Origin of the sequence: Bacteroides intestinalis (genome assembly GCF_003464595.1) — a bacterium.
In the GTDB taxonomy this organism is placed as follows: domain Bacteria; phylum Bacteroidota; class Bacteroidia; order Bacteroidales; family Bacteroidaceae; genus Bacteroides; species Bacteroides intestinalis_A.
The window spans coordinates 118127-139167 of the sequence record NZ_QRZF01000014.1; the positions used below are offsets into that span (position 1 = coordinate 118127).

Consider the following 21041-nt stretch of genomic DNA (forward strand, 5'->3'; position numbering starts at 1 on the left):
TAAAAAATCAGGAAAGAGATAAACGGCAGAAATAGCCCAATTTATAAAAAGCGAAAAGCCATAGAGAAGGATGTTTCCCTATAAGGTTCTTTTCCAAAAAACTTTCGGATACACGGAATAAAAAAGCGGTAAGTGCAACGGCATGAAGCCGCTTTAATTTATCATACCAACGCAGCAAACGAACGTAAGAAAGTAACTCCTGTTCATGCCCTAACAAATTTCGTACGGAGCGACGCGTCTTGTCTAAAAAAGCACATGCGTCTTCCTCTACCAAATGCCAAACCGGATTATCAATATGCAATACAGGAACGCCCGCCTCTTTCAATCTCTTCCCGAAAGCAGCATCTTCATACCCAAAATGAAGTGTTTCATCGAAATGAACACGCAGAAACAATTCCTTTGAAATAAAAAAATTCATACCTATAAAGTGTTGATGAGGATGCTTGCAACGTTCTGCTACAGGTTGCGATTCTACCTGCATTCCATACTTATACCGTAAAACAGAACCATTTGTTTTTTGATAATAAAAACCTCCACAGACCGCTTGTTTACTTGCATAACTGAGGTACAAAGAAAGAAAGTTATCCCTTATCGGCATAGTATCCGTATCCAAAAAAAGCAAATAAGGGTAACACGCCTTTTCTGCCAGATAATTTCGGGTAAATGCCGGCCCATAATTAGTTTCCAATTCAAATATACTGCATTCATCCAACTGATTTAACACCCGATTTTCATTTTTGATTCTTTCGTTAGATGCATCATCCGCCAATAAAATCTCAAAAGGGGATTTCAATAGTAAAGCCATCTCGTGCAGTTTCTTAACTAACGAAACACAATTTATATTATACACAGGGATAAGTATGGACAGCATATCACGTGAACTTTATTTGGCAAATATAACATTAAATTAGGCAAAAGCGAAATACATATAAACATTCCTCTTATTTCTTTAGATTATATTTACTTCTTATTTAATGGTAATTTGCTACCTTTGCAGCCTCATACTGACTTAAATATGAAACAACAATATACAACTATCATCCTTTTTCTGCTGTCACTATTTGTTGCACATAGTGCATCCGCACAGATAAAAGGTGTCGTTACCGACTCCCTGACCAACGAACCATTAATGTACATCACCGTTCAATACGAGGGAAAAGGTGTAGGTGCTATCACCAATGCCGAAGGAGAATATACAGTAGAAACCCGCAAAGGTTGGAATGAACTTACATTCTCCGCCATCGGATATGTGACCAAGAAAGTCACACTAACCCCTAACACCAGAGTGCTGAATGTAAAAATGGCGCCTGCTGATGTCATGCTCTCTGAAGTAGTGGTAAAACCTCAAAAGGAGAAATACTCCAGGAAGAATAACCCTGCCGTGGATTTCATGAGAAAAGTCATCGAAAATAAGAAAGAACTGAAACTGGAAGCCAATGACTTTTATCAGTATCAGAAATATGAAAAGATGAAGATGTCCATGAACGACGTCACTCCAGAGAAGATGGAGAAAGGTATCTATAAAAAATTCTCATTCTTCAAGGATCAGGTAGAAATATCGCCCAAGACGAACAAGATGATTCTCCCCATTTCCATCAAGGAGACATCTTCAAAAACCATCTATCGTAAAAGCCCCAAAAGCGAAAAGACTATTATCGAAGGTATGAATTCCAGCGGTATTGAAGAGTTCTTCAACACTGGAGACATGCTGGGAACCATTCTGACTGATGTATTCTCTGACGTCAATATCTATGATGACGACATCCGCCTGCTGCAACGCCGTTTCGTCAGCCCTATCGGACGAGGTGCTATCAGTTTCTATAAGTTCTATCTTATGGATACTATTATGGTGGACCGCCAGGAATGTGTACACCTTACTTTCGTTCCACAGAACTCGCAGGACTTTGGTTTTACAGGGCATCTCTATGTCGTGAAAGACTCCACCTATGCAGTGAAGAAATGTACCATGAACCTTCCCAAAAAGACTGGAGTAAACTTCGTGGACAATCTTGATATTGTGCAGCAGTTTGAACAAATGCCGGATGGTAACTGGGTACTGACTGATGATGATATGACCGTAGAACTGCAATTCGTGAAAGGTTTGCAGGGGCTTGAAGTACAACGCACTACAAAGTACAGTAATTACAAATTCGAAGATATAGAGCCCCGTCTTTTCCGTCTGAAAGGTAATGTCATTAAAGAAGCCAATATGCTTAACAAGAGCGATGAATACTGGGCTTCGGTACGCCAGGTTCCCCTCACCAAAAAGGAGAGTAACATGGACGTATTCATGAATCGCATCGAACAAATTCCAGGCTTCAAGTATGTGATCTTTGGTGCAAAAGCCCTGATAGAAAACTTTGTAGAAACTGGAAGCAAAAAGCACCCCAGCAAGTTCGACTTCGGTCCTATCAATACCAGTATCACAAGTAATTATGTAAACGGTACACGTTTCCGCCTCAGTGGTATGACTACCGGTAACTTCGATCCACACTGGAGTTTCAGTGGATATGGTGCTTATGGTACAAGAGATAAGAAATGGTTCTATAAAGGTCAGGCAGCCTACTCATTCAATAAGCGTGAGTATGTGTTATGGGAATTCCCTAAACATTATATTGCTTTCGATTACAGCTACGATGTCATGTCTCCGATGGACAAATACCTCTCAACAGATAAGGACAATATGTTTGTAGGCTGGAAGTGGACAAAGGTAGACCAGATGTCATATATGCGCGATGCTACCCTGACGTATGAGTTGGAAACGAATGCCGGTTTCTCCATCAAAGCTATGGCACGCCACCGCAACGACGAACCTGCCGGCGGTGTATTGCAATATTGGAAGAACGACGGCAACATAGCTGGTTCATGGGATGACACAAATACATTCGTCAAAGATATCACTACAACTGAGCTTGGCGTTACCCTACGTTATGCTCCGGGGGAAACATTTGTCAATACGAAGCAACGTCGTGTTCCGGTATCTCTGGATGCTCCGATCTTCTCTCTTTCCCATACCATTGGCCTGAAAGGTGTGCTGGGTGGCGAATACAACTTCAATCTTACAGAAGCCAGCATCCGCAAACGTTTCTGGTTTGGCTCCTGGGGTAAACTAGACATCACCGCCCGTGCCGGTGCACAATGGAATACGGTACCGTTCCCTTTATTGAACCTGCCCATGGCAAACCTTTCATATATCACCCAGCACAATGAGTCTTTCAGTCTTATCAACAATATGGAATTCCTGAATGACCGTTATGCCTCTCTTGCCATCACTTATGACATGAACGGGAAGCTGTTCAATCGTATTCCCCTCATTAAAAAGCTGAAATGGCGCGAAACTTTCCGTATCCGTGGTATGTACGGAACACTTACGGATAAGAATAACCCATATAAGAGCCACAATGACGAATTGTTCCTCTTCCCTATGCGCGACGGTATGCCTACCAGCCATGTAATGGGTAGTACTCCTTATCTGGAGGCCAGCGTAGGTATCTACAACATTTTCAAGCTGTTGCATATCGAATATGTACGCCGCCTCACTTACACGGATATTCCAGGTGTAAAGAAAGGAGGCATACGTTTTATGATATTAATGATTTTCTAACATAGCAACTTAGTGATGAATGATTAGCATGGTTACTAAACACTAATCACTAAACGTTAAACACTTATTCACATGACCCCCTTAGCAGAAAGGCTTCGTCCTAAAACTTTAGATGAATACATCGGTCAGAAACATTTAGTAGGACCAGGTGCAATACTACGCAAGATGATTGATGCGGGACGTATCTCTTCATTTATTTTGTGGGGGCCTCCGGGTGTAGGAAAAACCACACTGGCACAGATCATTGCCAATAAACTGGAAACTCCATTCTATACCCTGAGCGCTGTTACCAGTGGTGTGAAAGATGTACGAGAAGTGATAGAACGCGCCAAGAGCAACCGCTTCTTCTCACAAGGCAGCCCTATACTGTTCATTGATGAAATCCACCGTTTCAGTAAATCGCAACAAGATTCTTTGCTTGGTGCTGTGGAACAAGGTACAGTAACATTGATAGGTGCCACTACAGAGAATCCCTCTTTTGAGGTAATCCGCCCACTACTGTCACGATGCCAACTCTATGTACTGAAGTCTTTGGAGAAAGAAGACCTCATGGAATTACTGCAACGTGCCGTCACCACCGACCATATTCTGAAAGAACGTAAAATCGAACTGAAAGAAACGACTGCCATGCTCCGCTATAGTGGTGGAGATGCACGCAAACTGCTTAATATTCTGGACCTTGTAGTTTCTTCCGAAGCTAATGATCCGGTGGTCATTACTGATGAGATAGTAACCGAACGCCTGCAACAAAATCCTCTGGCTTACGACAAAGATGGAGAAATGCATTATGATATCATATCTGCTTTCATTAAGTCTATTCGTGGCAGTGATCCCGATGGTGCCATATATTGGCTGGCTCGTATGGTAGAAGCCGGGGAAGACCCTGCCTTTATTGCCCGCCGACTCGTCATCTCCGCATCGGAAGACATCGGACTGGCAAATCCAAATGCTATGCTGATTGCCAATGCTTGCTTTGATGCTGTGATGAAAGTGGGCTGGCCCGAAGGACGTATTCCATTGGCAGAAGCCACTATTTATCTTGCTACAAGTCCGAAGAGTAATTCCGCCTACATGGCCATCAACAATGCCTTGGAACTTGTACGGGAAACAGGCAATCTACCCGTTCCTCTACATTTGCGCAATGCGCCCACCAAACTGATGAAACAGTTAGGATACGGTGATAACTATAAGTATGCGCACGATTATCCCGGTCATTTCGTTAAGCAACAATTCATGCCCGATGAGTTGAAGAACCGCCGTCTTTGGGAAGCACAAGACAATGCTGCCGAGCAGAAACATGCAGAACGCATGAAAGCATTATGGGGTGAGGATAAGTTTAAGAAATAACCCTTACTTGATATCCCATACTACCTCCTCCAACAAACACACCGGCCACAACAAAATATACCATTATGAGTATAATCCTAAATCTTTTCCCTAAATTTGCGTACTCACTTTAAACATAAACAGAATGAGAACTGTAGTATTAGACGGTTACACCGCAAATCCCGGTGATCTTTGCTGGGACAAATTGAAAGAGTTTGGCGAATGCGTAATTTATGATCGTACCGCCCCCGCCGAAGTACTGGAACGTGCTGCCGGTGCAGAAGCCCTCCTCACCAATAAAGTAGTGATCAACAGCGAAATGATGGCTGCCCTGCCCGATCTGAAATACATCGGCGTGCTGGCTACAGGCTACAACGTAGTAGACATAGCTGCCACCCGTGAACGTGGCATCATCGTCACCAACATTCCCGCATACAGTACCCCCTCTGTTGGACAAATGGTATTTGCCCACATACTGAATATCACTCAGCAAGTACGCCATTACTCTGAAGAGGTCAGCAGAGGAGACTGGAGCAAGAGCCCCGATTTTTGTTTCTACAATACTCCGCTCATTGAATTGCTCGGCAAGAAGATAGGAATCATCGGCTTAGGACAGACCGGATATAACACTGCCCGCATAGCTATTGGCTTCGGAATGAAAGTATGGGCCTACACTTCTAAATCACGTCTGCAGCTCCCACCCGAAATCAGAAAAGCAGATCTCGACCAATTATTTCACGAATGCGACATCATCAGTCTGCACTGTCCGTTGAACGACAGTACTCGCGAAATGGTCAATGCCAGCCGTCTCTCTTTAATGAAACCTACCTCCATCATTATCAATACCGGGCGTGGGCCACTCATTAATGAACAAGATCTCGCCAATGCCCTGAACACCGGACAAATATATGCCGCCGGACTGGATGTTCTCTCCGAAGAACCACCTCGTTCAGACAATCCGTTATTGACTGCACGAAATTGCTTCATCACCCCACACATTGCCTGGGCCAACTTTGAAGCACGCCAGAGACTGATACATATAGCAGTTAGTAACCTGAAAGCATACGCGGAAGGGAAACCGGTAAATATTATAAAATAACATTCCTTTTAATAAACATGGGAAAATCAGAAATTCACAGTCTCTTCCGCAGTATTCCGGTGATCCTGACAATCATTCTGGCTACTGTTACTATTATCTCCACCTTTTCCGGGAACTTTGATCCTGCTAATTCCAAATATATGCCTGTGTTGGGATTAGCTCTTCCAGTATTGCTGATATGTAATCTGCTGGTTGCTATCTGTTGGGCATTTGCCCGCAGTCGCTGGATCCTCATCCCTTTTGCAGCATTGGCCTTCAATTACGGTTATATACTTTCCGTTTTTCAATTCAATTTCACAAAAAAAATCCCTGAAGGACATTACAGTAGTAACTATGCCGATGGATATCTGAAAGTAGCCACTTATAATGTCGGCAATTTTGGTACCGAGATCACCGGCTACTCCTGCAAAGAGATTGCCCGCTACATGAAACAGCAAGAAGTCGATGTACTCTGCTTCCAAGAATTCGGCGACAATCAGCACTTTCCGATGGACAGCATCCGTAATGTATTTTCCCACTGGCGATATGCCCTGATACCCACTGAAGACTCCATCAGCGGAGTGCTCCCTATCGCCATATTCAGCCGTTACCCACTCATCAATCCCCGTTTTATTTCTTATCCGCAAAGTGCCAACTGCAGCATGCAGTGCGACATCATATTAGGAAGAGACACTGTCCGTCTGCTCAACAACCACTTGCAGACTACCAGTGTCAATCAAAACCGTCGGAAATGGGAACGTGGTCTTAACAATACGAATGACACCCGTCGTGAAGTGGAAGTTGTACAAGGTGCTATCAACACTTTGCACGACAACTTTGTGAAGCGTGCCGAACAGACAGACAGTATCTGTCAGTTGGCCCTTGCCAGTCCTTACTCCGTAGTAGTGTGCGGCGACTTCAACTCTTTGCCGTCTTCCTACACCTATGCGGAATTAAGTGATATACTTAAAGACGGGTTCCGCACCAGTGGACGGGGTTACATGTATACCTTCCGCTACTTCAAACGTTTGTTGCGTATCGACTATATTTTCCATTCACCCGCCATTCAGGGATACCGTTACTACTCGCCTGATCTGGACTTATGCAGTGACCACAACCCGGTACTGATGGAAATGAAAATAAAGAAATAAATCTAAATCATTCATCTAAAACATTTGCTTATGAAAAGACAACTACTCCTATTTATTCATTTATTACCTGCATTGCTGTTTGCACAGCAAGAAGTTATCTTCCCTGATGATTTTAAAACGAACGCTTTAGATGGGAAAGAAGTGACTATTACCAATACACTGACGCTGACAAACAATTACAGCTATGCCTACGGTTCAATCACTCTTTCTGACGGTCCGCTATGGACTCCCACAGAAAAGAATCTACCCGGTGTAGAGATGTTCAATCAAAAGAATAAAGAGAATCAAGATAATCAGATCACTGTAAAGCAAGGAGCTTACTCATTCACTGATGCAAATGGTACCTGCCGCATCGGACAGACCGTAGCAAAACTGACCGGAACCGCCAGTTACAGTAATGGTAAATACACCATTACGTTAACAAAGAAACCGGAGTTTCAAGGCAATGAACGTCCCATAACCTGTGAGATTGAAGAAGATTATAATTTGAAAGTTGTCAGTTTTAATGTCGAGAACTACAAGGGAACTAATGACGTACAGCGAACCAAAATAGTAGCTGCATTGAAAGCCATGGATGCCGATATCTATGCCCTACTTGAAGTTTTCGGTAACTCTTCACTGAATGATCTTTGCACTGCATTGAACACTACCTGTCAAACAGACCAATATAAGTACATTGAGAATTCAACAGCTAATCAAGGCATGGCTTGCTTCATTTATAACAGTAATACGGTAACTCCTTTCAGAGATCTCCAAAAAAACAAACTAGCAGACAACGGATATCTGCCAAACCGAAAGATTGCACAGGCTTTTAATCTCAAGGCTAATAATGAGCGCTTTATCGTTTGCTTAAATCACTGGAAAGCAAAGGATAATAGCTATAATAAACCAGATGAATATGCCGATACAGGTGATGGTCAAGGTAGTCATGTTCTGCGCCGTGTGCACGAAGCTGAAGCTACTCTTGAATTTATCAAAACTGTTACTGCCTATTTTGAAGATGAAGATGTCCTCATAGTTGGTGACTTAAACTCATACTCCAAAGAAGATCCCATCCGGGTACTGGAAGAAGGCGAATTGATAAATGAACTTCAAAAATATGCACCTAATGAATACAGCTATGCCTTTTTTAGCAACAATAGCTACGCAACCGGTTATTTAGACCATAGTTTTGCTACTGCTACATTGGATGCTCAAATACGTTATGCTCATCCTTTTCATATCAATGCCGATGAGCCTGATGCACTTAAAATTGGAGGTAAACCGCAAGAAGACAATATGTACCGCTGTTCCGACCATAATCCTATCGTTACTTTCATAAAGCTGGGTACTACTACAGGTATTGAAAACCCTACTCTTTCGCGCCCTGATATTCAGCTGACCGGTGATCCACGCAATGGTTATCTTACTTTGGTGAGTAATACCGACTTTGTACTCACCCGTGCCGAGATTGTCAATATCAGCGGACAAGTCATTGTTGCATATGATACCAGCAACACCAGAAATACAGAAAACCATTTCACATTGCCTGTAAAAAGTCTGGTACGTGGTTTCTATCTGGTGCGTGCTTACGATGCACAAGGTAAGTGTACTACATGCAAGGTCGTGCTTCCTTAAGCCTCAAACCAGTTCTCACTGTACAAACACGAAAAGCAGTCATGTCTTAAAAGCCACACTTTATCACCTCAAATGTCACAGATAACCTATGGCATTTGAGGTGATAAAGTGTGGCTTTCCAAATAATAAAGAGTATTGATACTATCACCAGAGCTGGTATTCCTCTGGCATGATCAACAACAACTAAACCATCAGCAGCTATTTTTCTTTTTCTGTTGTTATTATTATATCTTTTGTCTTCTTTATTAACTAAAGAAATCGCATGAACCATGCAGAAAAGATACATGTATTCTACCTAAGCACGCAATTCGGATAGTAATACCAATTACTCAATAATAAACTAGTAAACACCAATACCTTTAAATATTTCTTTGGACACTAAGTTCTGTATACTAAAGTTCTACATTGTCGTTAGTGGGTGCTGGAAAAAAAAATATCTTCATATTTTCTTATCCTTTATGTGGCTCTGCAAAGGTAAGCATTAAAGCAACTGTGAGTTGGTGCACGTTTCCAGTCTGTTTTTGTATCAGAAAACTAATGGAAGATATTTTTAATTAAAAATTGCACCTAATCTTAATTATTACATTTAAAGATTTTAACGGTCAAAATTACATCGGTAAATTACTAATTTATATTATTTTCTGCACATTTATATTTTATAATAGGAGCAGTACAAAAAAAGGCTACCTAAATTTCTAAGGTAGCCTTTTCTATAAAACTTAAGATTTCATTTATTTCGGTATCCCTACATAAATATTATCCAGTTGATAAGTAGTAGAAACCAAATTATCACCCTTTGTACCATTACCCAGATATTTGAAGCCGATATATATCGTCTTACCTGTATAAGCAGAAAGATCTATAGTATGATTGGTCCAGTTTGAATCATAACCACCTACAGAAGACTTATCAATCACTAAACTAGAAGTCAAATCAGTCCAAGTTGAAGAAGCAATACTTCCCGGTTCTCCATTAAAGTCTTCAGAAACCATCACACTGAATGCATCACCATTATAATAACCCAACTTCATATCAAACTTCAATACCATATCCATTCCTAATTTCAAAGCAGGGGTCATCAGCCAATTCTCTAATACGCCTTCGTGCTTATTTGCAGAAATATTTGCATACAAATTACCACTGAATGATCTATATTCCCAGTCATAAGAGCCTTGTAACAAAGCATTCAGCCAACCATTTAAAACAACTTTTTCATAGGCAACACCCGATTCAAAGTTTTCATCCAATACCACTTCTGCAATTTCACTTGGTAAACTCACTGTCCACTTGCTTTCGTTATTATCAACTTTGGCGCGAGCCTCTTTTTCAACAGTATTAGTATTCGTCACACTCTCTTCACGAGATACCTTGATATTATCAAGCTGAATTGTGGTATTAATAGAGGAAGAACCTGAATATTTAAAAACGATATACACATTCTTACCAGCATATTTATCCATATTCATAGTACCGGCAGTAGCTAATTTCCCATAACCACTGACTGGTTCCTTAGGAATATTAAAGCTAGAGGTTACATCTACCCATGTAGCTCTCTCCAGATTAGCCTTACTTGCAGCTCCAACATAATCTTCTGAAATAAGAACTGAAAGCACATCTCCTTTATAATATCCGGTACAAACATCAAAGCTAAACAAATCCCCTTTAGTAATCATTGTATTAGGAGAAATAAACCAATTGACTGTATTAGCTTTTACATTGCCACATTGAGTATAGGTGTTTCCACTATAACTTTGATCTTGCCAGGTATTAGTACCTTCCAATATAAAATTAGTCCAACCTGGAATTTCTGTGACATCATATACCGTAACATTTCTTTGGAAATCAACATCTAGTGCACTGATTTCAGAAACAATTGTTTCTTTCTGAATCAAATTATATTTAACTGTGGCTTCTGAACCTTTCTCTGCAGTATAATAATTCTTATTCAACCATTCTTCTATTTTAGTCTTGGCTACAGCTTTCGGGTCATCAGAGTTATCTTCACCCTGATTAAAGCCGTTAGCTCCCGTATAAGTTCCGCCATAAGTCAACTGTAATTTGACTAAATTGTCCGGAGTATATTCTTGAAAACCATCAAAATCGGGTTCATGATTACATGAGGTAAACATGAATGCCAATGCTGCAGTTGCTAATAATATCTTTTTCATATTCATCAATTCTTTTACTATCATAAAATTAGAATCTAACCTTCATACTCATAGACCATGTACGTCCAAAGCCATAGAATACAGTTGCATCTTTCCAACCATGACCACCAGTCTTGGCACCATTGTCTGTAGCATCCGTAATATACTGTTCATTCAAGAGGTTATTACAATTAGCATTCCACGTTGCATCCAAACCTGCAAATTTGAAACGATAACTGATATTTGCATCAAACGTAAATGCAGATGGAATACGCCATGGTTGTGCCACATCTACCGGATCACCATTAAGAGCACCAGTTGTGATCAATCCTGCAATATCATAATCAGAATAATTACGTCCGTAGAAGTTTCCATCAACGCCAATACGAAGCCCTTTCATTACTTCATAATTCAATCCTAAAGCAGCTGTAGTTTGAGCAGAGTTACCAATTTTTATATCCTTGGTATTCATCAAAAGCTTAGCATGTTCAGGCGAACCCGGAGTTACTTCCATCATATTTTTATCTACAGCTTGTCCATTTTGATTATACATATAACCTAATACACCATCTTTAGTCATTGTCCAATCACCGAATGAGAACATACCGTTTATAGTCAAGTTACGTACTGGGCGGAACTGGAAGTCCAATTCTATACCTTGGTGAAGTTCATTCACTCCATTCAAATATACATAAGAACTTTCCTGAGCAACAGTCAAACGTTTCTGAATAGTACGATCATTCCAAGTTGTACGATATAAGTTCAAATTAGCAGAGAACAGACTAGATACATAACCATAACCTAATTCAAAAGAGAAAACTCCTTCATTCTTGCAGTTCGGATTAAACTCATTACTAGTCTGAGAGTTCAAGAAAATACCACCTGAGAAGTACGGAGTACGGGAATAATAACCAATATTAGCAAATATATTATTATGAGAATCCAGATTATAATTGAGACCTCCCTTAATACCATAACCAACTTTTGTTTTCTTAGGAGATTCTTCATTGTCTGCATAGAAATAGTCTTTACGCCAGTTAGTAGCAGCATTCACATTGCCAGATACAATTACAGAAAGTTTATCCTGTGTATACTCTAACTGTCCGAAAGCTCCATATTGAGCAATATAACTATCAAAATTACGATATACGACATCACCTACTCCCAAACGTGCATTTTGCCATGCAATATCATCTTTCTTATAAGGTACGCTTGCTCTATCCGTATCTACAACATAGGCACCACCCAATAAATCGGCAACTTCAGCCTTGTGTCCACCATTATAATAACGTAAGTCAATACCACCCTGCAAATTAAAGTTATCATTCAATTGATTACTATAAGTAGAGAGTAAACCATACCACATGTGGGTATTCTTATTCTTTGCCAGAGCTGCAATACTACCATTATTTGATTTTGCATTGTCTTCCATCAAAGCACCAAAATCAAAAGTACCATCAACTTTACGATAATTTGTATTAGGAATACCATTCGTTGCACCATAAAGTTTTGAATAGGAAGCACCTACACCGCGATAACCATAACCATCGCCAATAGACAAATAAAGTGAAGAAGACAGACTTGATTTACGATCAATTTCCCAAACATGATTCAGAGAAATCTGAGGCTTGTGATAAACATTATAGCTCGTTCCCGTCATAATATTCCCATTCATATCATAACCAAAAGCTGCATTATAACGATAGCCAACACCGTTATTAATTTTCTTCTGCTTATCCCATTCTTCAATAGTCAATTCATCATAACGTTTATTATGAGTCTGAGGAGCACCAGTTGCAGTCAAAGACAAAGAATGATTATCTCCAATACGCTTAGAAATATTCACAAACCAAGAATATGCATCAAATTCACAACCTTGGACATAACCGTCACCCCAAGTTTTTGCACCTAATACAGAAAAAGCCCAACCATCTTTAGTCAATCCTGAAGACAAACTAAATAATACTTTATTATAGCCATCATTACCAATTCCATAGGATAATGTACCGCCTTGCTTTGCATCTATAGAGTTCGTTATGACATTAATAGAACCTCCGACAGAAGGAGAAGAAACTTTAGAAGCTCCCAAACCTCTCTGAACCTGCATAGAACGAGTAACATCTGACAAACCAGCCCAATTAGACCAATAAACGCCTCCCCATTCCATATCATTCATCGGGACACCATTAATCATAATACCTACATTAGTCTGTCCGAAACCACGTACAGTAACGCGCGATTCACCAAAACCTCCATTATCTTTTGAAGCATAGATACCAGGAGTTGATTTCAGAATTTCAGGAAATTCTTGTGAGCCCAAACGTTCTGAAATAAATACAGGGTCGACAGTAGAAACAGCAACCGGAGTTTTACGAGAAACAGCGATGGAAGAAGTAATCGTCACGTCATTCAGCATCACTGCATCTGGCTCCATCTTGATAATACCTAAATCTACTGAAGATTTTTTCTGTGTAACTTTCGTCTTTAAATCTTTATATCCAACGTACTTGAATACCAATGTAGCATTAGGCCCAACTTTTTGTGTAAAGTTTCCATCGATATCCGTTACACTACCCTGGCTAGTACCCTCTACTACGACAGAGGCGCCTATCAACGGTTCGCCTGTTTCTGCGTCAACAAGCTGACCCTTCACTGTAGTCTGGGCAAATGCCGCAGCACTGAATACAGACAGCACAGCCACTAACAGGAAATGAATTAGATGTTTTTTCATACTTCTGTTTTTTGTTAATTAAATGTGTTAATTAAATATTAATTTCTGTTTTAAGACGCAAATATAATTAATAAGATTTAGATTTGTATTACATTTCTGCTACAAAATTTCAGAGTAGATAGGAGTTATTGAGACTTTTTATAACAAGAAAGCCCTACAAGTTTTTTGCAGGGCTTTCTATTTGTCACTAAAATATAATTTATGCTATCAGATTCCTATCGATCATCAGTCATTCATTAGCTTTCTATAACGAACACGGGTAGGTTCTTCTTTTCCTAAACGTTTCTGTTTATTTTCCTCATATTCTGAATAAGAACCTTCGAAATAGAAGACATTGGAGTCTCCTTCGAACGCAAGAATGTGAGTACAAATACGATCGAGGAACCAACGGTCGTGACTGATGACTACGGCACATCCGGCAAAATCTTCAAGACCTTCTTCAAGAGCACGAAGAGTATTTACATCTATGTCATTGGTAGGTTCGTCCAGCAAGAGTACATTACCTTCTTCTTTCAATGCCATAGCAAGATGCAGACGATTGCGTTCACCACCGGAAAGCACACCACAAAGTTTCTCCTGATCACCGCCGGAGAAGTTAAAACGTGACAGGTAAGCACGCGCATTAATATCGCGTCCACCCATACGAATCAGTTCCGTACCACCGGATATAACCTGATAAACACTCTTATTCGGATCGATGTCACTGTGTTGCTGGTCTACATAAGCCACCTTTACGGTCTCTCCTACCTCAAACTCACCTTTATCTACGGTTTCCAATCCCATAATCAGGCGGAACAACGTAGTTTTACCGGCACCGTTAGGACCGATAATACCAACGATACCATTGGGGGGAAGCATGAAGTTGAGGTCATCGAACAGTAACTTATCACCATAGGCCTTGGCCACATGTTTCGCTTCGATAACTTTATTACCAAGACGCGGACCATTGGGAATGAAGATTTCCAGTTTCTCTTCCTTCTCCTTGATGTCTTCGTTCATCAATTTATCGTAAGAGTTCAAACGTGCTTTTCCTTTTGCCTGACGTGCCTTAGGTGCCATGCGTACCCAATCCAACTCACGTTCCAATGTTTTACGGCGCTTACTGGCTGTCTTTTCCTCCATTTCCATACGCTTGGTCTTCTGTTCCAACCAGCTGGAGTAGTTACCCTTCCAAGGAATGCCTTCACCACGGTCGAGTTCAAGAATCCAGCCTGCTACATGATCAAGGAAATAACGGTCGTGAGTAACGGCAATTACCGTACCTTCGTATTGTTGTAAATGTTGCTCCAACCAATCGATAGATTCAGCATCAAGGTGGTTGGTAGGCTCATCCAGCAACAGTACGTCAGGCTTCTGCAACAACAAGCGACAGAGTGCCACACGACGGCGTTCACCTCCTGAAAGATGTTCCACACTTGCATCTTCGGGCGGGCAACGAAGGGCATCCATAGCACGCTCCAATTTACTATCCAGATTCCAGGCATCAGTGGCATCGATAATATCCTGCAACTCTCCTTGACGTGCAAATAGCTTGTCCATCTTATCAGCATCCTCGTAGTATTCAGGCAGACCAAACTTCTGATTGATCTCTTCATACTCAGTCAATGCATCTACAATGGGCTGCACACCTTCCATTACAATCTCTTTTACAGTTTTTGTAGGATCCAGATAAGGCTCCTGGGCCAGATAGCCTACTGAGTAACCCGGTGAAAACACCACTTCGCCCTGATAAGACTTGTCCAACCCGGCGATAATCTTCAGCAAGGTAGATTTACCGGAACCGTTCAAACCGATGATACCGATCTTTGCGCCATAGAAGAACGAAAGATAGATGTTCTTCAACACCTGCTTATTGTTCTGCTGAATGGTCTTGTTCAGCCCTACCATAGAAAAGATAATCTTTTTATCGTCAACTGTTGCCATAAAGTTTTAAGTGTATTATATTAATAATGTATTTACTTTAATACTATGCAGCGTTCTTTGCAGTCTGCCACAAAACTTTGGCAAAGATAAGAAAAAAAGAGAAATCCTTTTGCTTTTTCAAAAAATGTCTCTATCTTTGCGCCCGCTTAACAGCGATAAAGGTCTGATTCGCTAGCTCAGCAGGTAGAGCACAACACTTTTAATGTTGGGGTCTTGGGTTCGAGCCCCAAGCGGATCACACAAAAGGAACTTTGAAAGTTCCTTTTTTTTATTCAAAGAAGGCTAAAGCATCTGATTGATAGCTCCTTACAAATCAAAACACAAAGAAGACTTTAACTAAATAACTATATCTAAACCATTTCGTCATGAAGAGAAAATTACTATTGCTGACCCTTTTGGCCTTATCCTTATCTGCCGTTCAGGCTCAGACTCAACTTAAATGGAATGCTTTATATTGGGCCATGGGTGTAGTAAACATGTCGGCAGAAACCAAACTTGCAGATAAGTGGACATTTAATGGAGATGCCGTATACTCACCCTGGAAAAGCATCGAGGGCAACCCTATGAGATTCGGCCAACTAATTGTAGAAGGCAGATATTACCCTAAAGGAGCATTCAACGGACTCTATCTGGGAGGATATGGCAGTTATCACAGACTATTTAAATTCACAAAATGGAATTATATCAATCATGATAAATATCAAAAAGGCAATGGCATGTCTTTCGGAGCTACTTTAGGCTATCAAGTTAAAATTAACGACCGTTGGGCAGTGGATCTCTTCGCAAGCTATGGATGGCAACATTCCAGATATAAAGGCTATATTAAATCCACCGGAGAAATGTATGTGGGCAAAAATGCCAGCGCCGAATGGTTACCTTACAAATTAGGTGCATCTTTTGCTTATCGGCTGGGAAAGAGGTGAACATAGAACAAACAAAACTGATTATAAAAATAGAAACGCCTGAAAAAGAAAACTGCGAAACTTGCTTAGTAAGATTTCAAAAAAATTCCTGCACTACTTTGATCGTGCAGGATTTTTTTATCAACTAACTACGTCACTAATTCTGATATCCAATGCTAATTGGAAGAATACTCCTTTAATTATAGAGTCCAGAGGATAAATACAAAGTGTTAAACAAACACAATGACTCACCTTTTCTAAAATATTCCATATATATTTGCAGCATCTGACACATATGTCAGACAAATATTTCAAAGTCATTATTTATACACAGAAACAGCAAATATCTATTATGGATACTTACAAAGTCGGTCTGGATATCGGCTCTACTACCGCTAAAATAATAGTGCTGGATAAGAGCTATAACAATGTCCTTTTCTGCAAATATGAAAGGCATCAGGCAAAAGTACAGGAATGCTTACTGGAATTTTTTCACCAGTTGAAAGAACAGTTGGGTGATGTTGCCTTATCAATCAATATCACCGGTTCAGTAGGCATGGGAATTGCAGAGAAATATTCTTTGCCTTTCGTACAAGAGGTCGTGGCGGCAACCCAGTATATCCGTCTGAATCACCCCGGTATATCTACTATGATCGATATAGGAGGAGAAGATGCAAAAGTCGTCTTCTTTCAGGATAATCAGGCCACCGATTTACGCATGAACGGAAATTGCGCCGGAGGGACTGGTGCTTTTATCGACCAGATGGCAATTCTCTTAGGAGTATCTGTAGATGAGTTAAGCGGACTTGCGCTCCGGGCAACACATGTATACCCGATAGCCTCGCGATGTGGCGTTTTCTGTAAGACAGATATACAGAATCTGATAGCCAAGAATATATCCAAAGAGGACATTGCAGCTTCCATCTTCCATGCTGTAGCTGTACAAACCATTGTTACGCTTGCACACGGATGCGATATCGTAGCCCCGGTCTTGCTTTGTGGAGGTCCCTTAACCTTCATTCCGGCACTCAGAAAGTCATTTGCCAACTACTTACAGTTATCGCAGGAGAAAGACTTTTTGTTACCGGAAAACAGTAATCTCATACCAGCTTGGGGAACAGCCTTGACCGAAAGTTCACGGACAATGACTGTAACAGACTTAATCAAACTTTTAGAAAGCCAAACCGGAAAAACGTACCGTGCACAAAACAGTCTTCCACCCATATTCAATGATGAACCTGAATATCAGCAATGGAAGAAAAGAATGGAGCAATACGGAATGCAACGAACAGAATTGGCAACCGGAATACAACAGGCAACTTTAGGAATAGACTCCGGTTCTACCACAACAAAGATTGTGTTAATCGATGAACAGGACCGCATCCTGTATTCCTATTACCACAATAACAATGGCAATCCGATAAAAGCTGTGGAAGAGGGGTTACAAAAGCTATATGAAGAATGCCAGAAGAAAGGAACGATTTTACAAATAAAAGGTGGATGTACCACCGGATATGGAGAAGATCTGATAAAAGCAGCTTTCCAAATGGATAGTGGTATTATTGAAACCATAGCCCACTATATGGCTGCCAAACATATCAGCAAGGATGTATCTTTCATTCTGGATATTGGCGGACAAGACATGAAAGCCATATTTGTCAATGGTGGAATCATCAACCGGATTGAAATCAACGAAGCATGCTCATCCGGATGTGGTTCTTTCATCAGTACCTTTGCCCAATCATTGGGCTATCAGGTAGAGGATTTTGCCAGAGAGGCTTGTTTCTCAAAAGCTCCATGCGACTTGGGAACACGCTGTACTGTATTCATGAACTCCAAGGTAAAGCAAGTACTCCGTGAAGGAGTATCCGTAGCAGATATAGCAGCCGGATTATCTTACTCTGTCGTTAAAAACTGCCTGTATAAGGTATTACAACTGAAAAAGTCGGACGAACTGGGGAAACACATCGTTGTGCAAGGTGGAACCATGCGCAATGATGCCATTGTACGGGGACTGGAAAAACTGACAGACAGGGAAGTTTTCCGTAGTGATTGCCCTGAATTGATGGGAGCATTCGGTTGTGCCCTTTATGCCAAACAGACTGCGACCACTCGAGTTACGAACCTGCAAGACATGATGCAGCGGGCACAATTCACATCCAAGCAGGTTCAATGTCACGGATGTGAAAATCAATGTGCCGTCACCCGGTATTCATTCAGCAACGGGGGAAACTATTTCTCCGGAAACAAATGCGAAAAGGTATTCACAAACAAAGGAAATGAATACGAAAAAGGAATGAATGCCTATGAGAAAAAGATCGAGCTATTATTCGACCGCCAGACCGACATAGCCACTCCCCTACTGACAATCGGCATTCCACGTATCCTGAATATGTATGAAGAGTTTCCTTTCTGGTATTCCCTGTTTACAGAATGTGGCATTCAGCTACACCTGTCAGAAGCCTCAACATTCAGTAAATATGAAAAGGCCGCTAATATGGTGATGTCCGACAATATCTGTTTTCCTGCAAAGTTGGTACACAGCCATATTCAAAATCTTATCGACTGTAAGGTAGATAGGATATTCATGCCATTCGTCGTATTCGAAGGGATTGACAAGCAGCAGCAAAACAGCTATAACTGCCCCATTGTGTCCGGTTATTCACAAGTTATTAAGAGTGTGCAGACAGGAAATTTACCAATCGATTCTCCGGTTATCACTTTCAAGGAGAAAGACTTATTATATAAGCAGTGCCATGACTACCTGAAACAGTTAGGGGTATCGGAACATATTCTTAAAAAAGCATTCAACCGTGCACTGGAAGCACAAGATTCATTTGAAAAAGCAATCGTTGATTATAACAAACAGATAATTGAAGAAGGGAAGAGGAAACAGCAGTTGATTATCCTTCTTGCCGGACGCCCCTATCATGCAGATCCATTAGTACAGCATAAGATTTCAAACATGATTAGCACAATGGGAGTTCATGTAATAACAGACGATATTGTCCGCCACCAAGACATCCCGCTGGAAGGAGTGAACTTCTTGGCTCAATGGGCATTTACCAACCGCATTCTGAAATCAGCAAAATGGGCTACACAACAGGGAAACCATGTTCAATATATGCAGCTAACTTCTTTTGGATGTGGACCTGATGCTTTCCTGATAGATGAAATACGCGCTTTACTGAAGCGATGCGGGAAAAACCTTACCTTATTGAAAATTGATGATATCAGCAATACCGGCTCCATCAAGCTACGGGTACGTTCGCTGGTAGAAAGCCTGCATATCAGTTTACAACAAGCAGAAGAAAAACGGATGCAGAAATTCATATCCACCCCTCCTTTCACCAAGAAAGACCGGAAGAAGAAAATTATTGCACCGTTCTTCACTCCCTTTATTTCACCACTTATCCCTTCAATCATGAAAGTAGCGGGATATGAGATGGAGACATTGCCGATAAGCGATGAACTCTCATGTGACTGGGGACTAAAATATTCCAATAATGAAGTCTGCTATCCGGCTACACTAATTGTAGGCGATATTGTAAAGGCATTTAAAGACGGACGTTATGATCCGGATAATACCTGTGTAGCCATCACGCAGACAGGAGGACAATGTCGAGCCAGCAACTACATCTCCCTGATAAAAAAAGCATTAATAGAGAACGGATATACTCAAACTCCAATCCTCTCCATTGCATTCGGTAGCGGAATAGACAATCAGCAACCGGGTTTTAAAGTCAATTGGTTGAAGATACTGCCTATAGCGCTTGCCGCTGTTTTATACAGTGACTGCATCGCCAAATTCTATTATGCATCTGTCATCCGCGAAAAAGAACCGGGACAGGCTGCTAAACTGAAGGATTTATATCTGGAAGCAGCAAAGCCTCTCATTCTGAAAAACCAGCCGGAGGATTTATTGAGTTATTTATCCCTGGCAGCCGAAGAGTTCAACCGGATTTGCCTGAAGAAACCATGTCCCAAAGTAGGAGTTGTAGGAGAGATTTTTCTGAAATTCAACCCCTTTGCACAAAAGAATATTACTACATGGCTCATTGACAGAGGAATTGAAGTGGTACCTCCATTGATGACGGACTTCTTCATGCAAAGTTTTGTCAATATGAAAGTCAACCAAGATAGTCATATAATGCGAAAAAAGATTCCGGACTTTGTTATAGACTGGTTATATAGAAAGGTGCAAAACCAAATCAGCAAAGTCAACAAAACGGGAAAAGAATTCTGCTATTTCCAGCCTTTTGAAAGTATCTACGAGAAAGCGGAAAGAGCCAAACAGATTATATCACTGAACACTCAATTTGGTGAAGGTTGGCTAATTGCCGGCGAGATGTCCTCTTTCGTCAGTCAAGGGATTAATCATGTCGTAAGTTTGCAACCTTTTGGCTGCATCGCCAACCACATTGTGGAAAAAGGTATAGAAAAACGAATAAAGTCCCTCTACCCTCAAATAAATATATTATCTTTAGATTTCGACAGCAGCGTCAGCGATGTGAATATCACCAACCGCTTATTGCTTTTTGTTGACAACATAAAATAAAAAA

At 40.9% G+C, this 21041-nt stretch carries 11 protein-coding genes and 1 tRNA gene; 8 read left to right on the top strand and 4 right to left on the bottom strand.

What is annotated here, in order from left to right; translation table 11 throughout:
- Nucleotides 1-7: 7 nt before the first annotated feature.
- The gene (locus tag DWW10_RS18030; RefSeq protein ID WP_022391925.1) at nt 8-871 is read right to left on the bottom strand and encodes a glycosyltransferase family 2 protein; all 864 of its coding nucleotides are present in this window, start codon (nt 869-871) and stop codon (nt 8-10) included.
- Between the two features lie 144 nt (nt 872-1015).
- Here DWW10_RS18030 and DWW10_RS18035 point away from each other — a divergent pair, with 144 nt between their 5' ends.
- From DWW10_RS18035 to DWW10_RS18055, 5 genes are all read left to right on the top strand, one after another.
- On the top strand, nt 1016-3604 hold the full coding sequence (locus DWW10_RS18035; RefSeq protein WP_118220481.1) for a DUF5686 and carboxypeptidase-like regulatory domain-containing protein: 2589 nt from the start codon (nt 1016-1018) through the stop codon (nt 3602-3604).
- 72 nt (nt 3605-3676) lie between these two features.
- Complete coding sequence (locus DWW10_RS18040) at nt 3677-4951, top strand: replication-associated recombination protein A (protein ID WP_022391923.1); 1275 nt, start codon at nt 3677-3679, stop codon at nt 4949-4951.
- Nucleotides 4952-5075: 124 nt separating this feature from the next.
- Nucleotides 5076-6029, top strand: a complete 954-nt coding sequence (locus DWW10_RS18045) for a D-2-hydroxyacid dehydrogenase (protein ID WP_022391922.1) — start codon at nt 5076-5078, stop codon at nt 6027-6029.
- A 17-nt stretch (nt 6030-6046) separates the two neighbouring features.
- Nucleotides 6047-7159, top strand: a complete 1113-nt coding sequence (locus DWW10_RS18050) for an endonuclease/exonuclease/phosphatase family protein (protein ID WP_022391921.1) — start codon at nt 6047-6049, stop codon at nt 7157-7159.
- 30 nt (nt 7160-7189) lie between these two features.
- A complete protein-coding gene (locus DWW10_RS18055; protein WP_022391920.1) occupies nt 7190-8776 on the top strand; it encodes an endonuclease/exonuclease/phosphatase family protein in 1587 nt (528 codons plus the stop codon).
- A gap of 731 nt (nt 8777-9507) precedes the next feature.
- Here the strand turns inward: DWW10_RS18055 and DWW10_RS18065 are convergent.
- The 3 genes from DWW10_RS18065 to ettA all read right to left on the bottom strand — a co-directional run bounded on the left by DWW10_RS18065 (nt 9508) and on the right by ettA (nt 15577).
- Nucleotides 9508-10944: a choice-of-anchor J domain-containing protein gene (locus DWW10_RS18065; RefSeq protein ID WP_022391919.1), complete on the bottom strand. Its 1437-nt coding sequence runs from the start codon at nt 10942-10944 to the stop codon at nt 9508-9510.
- Nucleotides 10945-10972: 28 nt separating this feature from the next.
- On the bottom strand, nt 10973-13654 hold the full coding sequence (locus tag DWW10_RS18070) for a TonB-dependent receptor (RefSeq protein ID WP_022391918.1): 2682 nt from the start codon (nt 13652-13654) through the stop codon (nt 10973-10975).
- 225 nt (nt 13655-13879) lie between these two features.
- Entirely contained in the window at nt 13880-15577 is a 1698-nt protein-coding gene (ettA, locus tag DWW10_RS18075; RefSeq protein ID WP_022391917.1) for an energy-dependent translational throttle protein EttA, read from the bottom strand.
- A gap of 165 nt (nt 15578-15742) precedes the next feature.
- On the opposite strand from ettA, the gene DWW10_RS18080 reads away from it, so the two are divergent.
- The 3 genes from DWW10_RS18080 to DWW10_RS18090 all read left to right on the top strand — a co-directional run bounded on the left by DWW10_RS18080 (nt 15743) and on the right by DWW10_RS18090 (nt 21037).
- Nucleotides 15743-15815, top strand: a tRNA-Lys gene (locus DWW10_RS18080).
- Between the two features lie 127 nt (nt 15816-15942).
- Complete coding sequence (locus DWW10_RS18085; RefSeq protein WP_022391909.1) at nt 15943-16500, top strand: DUF3575 domain-containing protein; 558 nt, start codon at nt 15943-15945, stop codon at nt 16498-16500.
- Between the two features lie 331 nt (nt 16501-16831).
- On the top strand, nt 16832-21037 hold the full coding sequence (locus tag DWW10_RS18090; RefSeq protein ID WP_118487229.1) for an acyl-CoA dehydratase activase-related protein: 4206 nt from the start codon (nt 16832-16834) through the stop codon (nt 21035-21037).
- The last annotated feature ends 4 nt before the right edge of the window (nt 21038-21041 follow it).

What these genes read in the sequence shown, in the direction of transcription:
- DWW10_RS18030 (WP_022391925.1), bottom strand. Translation starts at nt 871, where the DNA reads ATGCTGTCCATACTTATCCCTGTGTATAATATAAATTGTGTTTCGTTA.
- DWW10_RS18090 (WP_118487229.1), top strand. Translation starts at nt 16,832, where the DNA reads ATGGATACTTACAAAGTCGGTCTGGATATCGGCTCTACTACCGCTAAA.
- DWW10_RS18035 (WP_118220481.1), top strand. Translation starts at nt 1,016, where the DNA reads ATGAAACAACAATATACAACTATCATCCTTTTTCTGCTGTCACTATTT.
- DWW10_RS18040 (WP_022391923.1), top strand. Translation starts at nt 3,677, where the DNA reads ATGACCCCCTTAGCAGAAAGGCTTCGTCCTAAAACTTTAGATGAATAC.
- DWW10_RS18045 (WP_022391922.1), top strand. Translation starts at nt 5,076, where the DNA reads ATGAGAACTGTAGTATTAGACGGTTACACCGCAAATCCCGGTGATCTT.
- DWW10_RS18050 (WP_022391921.1), top strand. Translation starts at nt 6,047, where the DNA reads ATGGGAAAATCAGAAATTCACAGTCTCTTCCGCAGTATTCCGGTGATC.
- DWW10_RS18055 (WP_022391920.1), top strand. Translation starts at nt 7,190, where the DNA reads ATGAAAAGACAACTACTCCTATTTATTCATTTATTACCTGCATTGCTG.
- DWW10_RS18065 (WP_022391919.1), bottom strand. Translation starts at nt 10,944, where the DNA reads ATGAAAAAGATATTATTAGCAACTGCAGCATTGGCATTCATGTTTACC.
- DWW10_RS18070 (WP_022391918.1), bottom strand. Translation starts at nt 13,654, where the DNA reads ATGAAAAAACATCTAATTCATTTCCTGTTAGTGGCTGTGCTGTCTGTA.
- ettA (WP_022391917.1), bottom strand. Translation starts at nt 15,577, where the DNA reads ATGGCAACAGTTGACGATAAAAAGATTATCTTTTCTATGGTAGGGCTG.
- DWW10_RS18085 (WP_022391909.1), top strand. Translation starts at nt 15,943, where the DNA reads ATGAAGAGAAAATTACTATTGCTGACCCTTTTGGCCTTATCCTTATCT.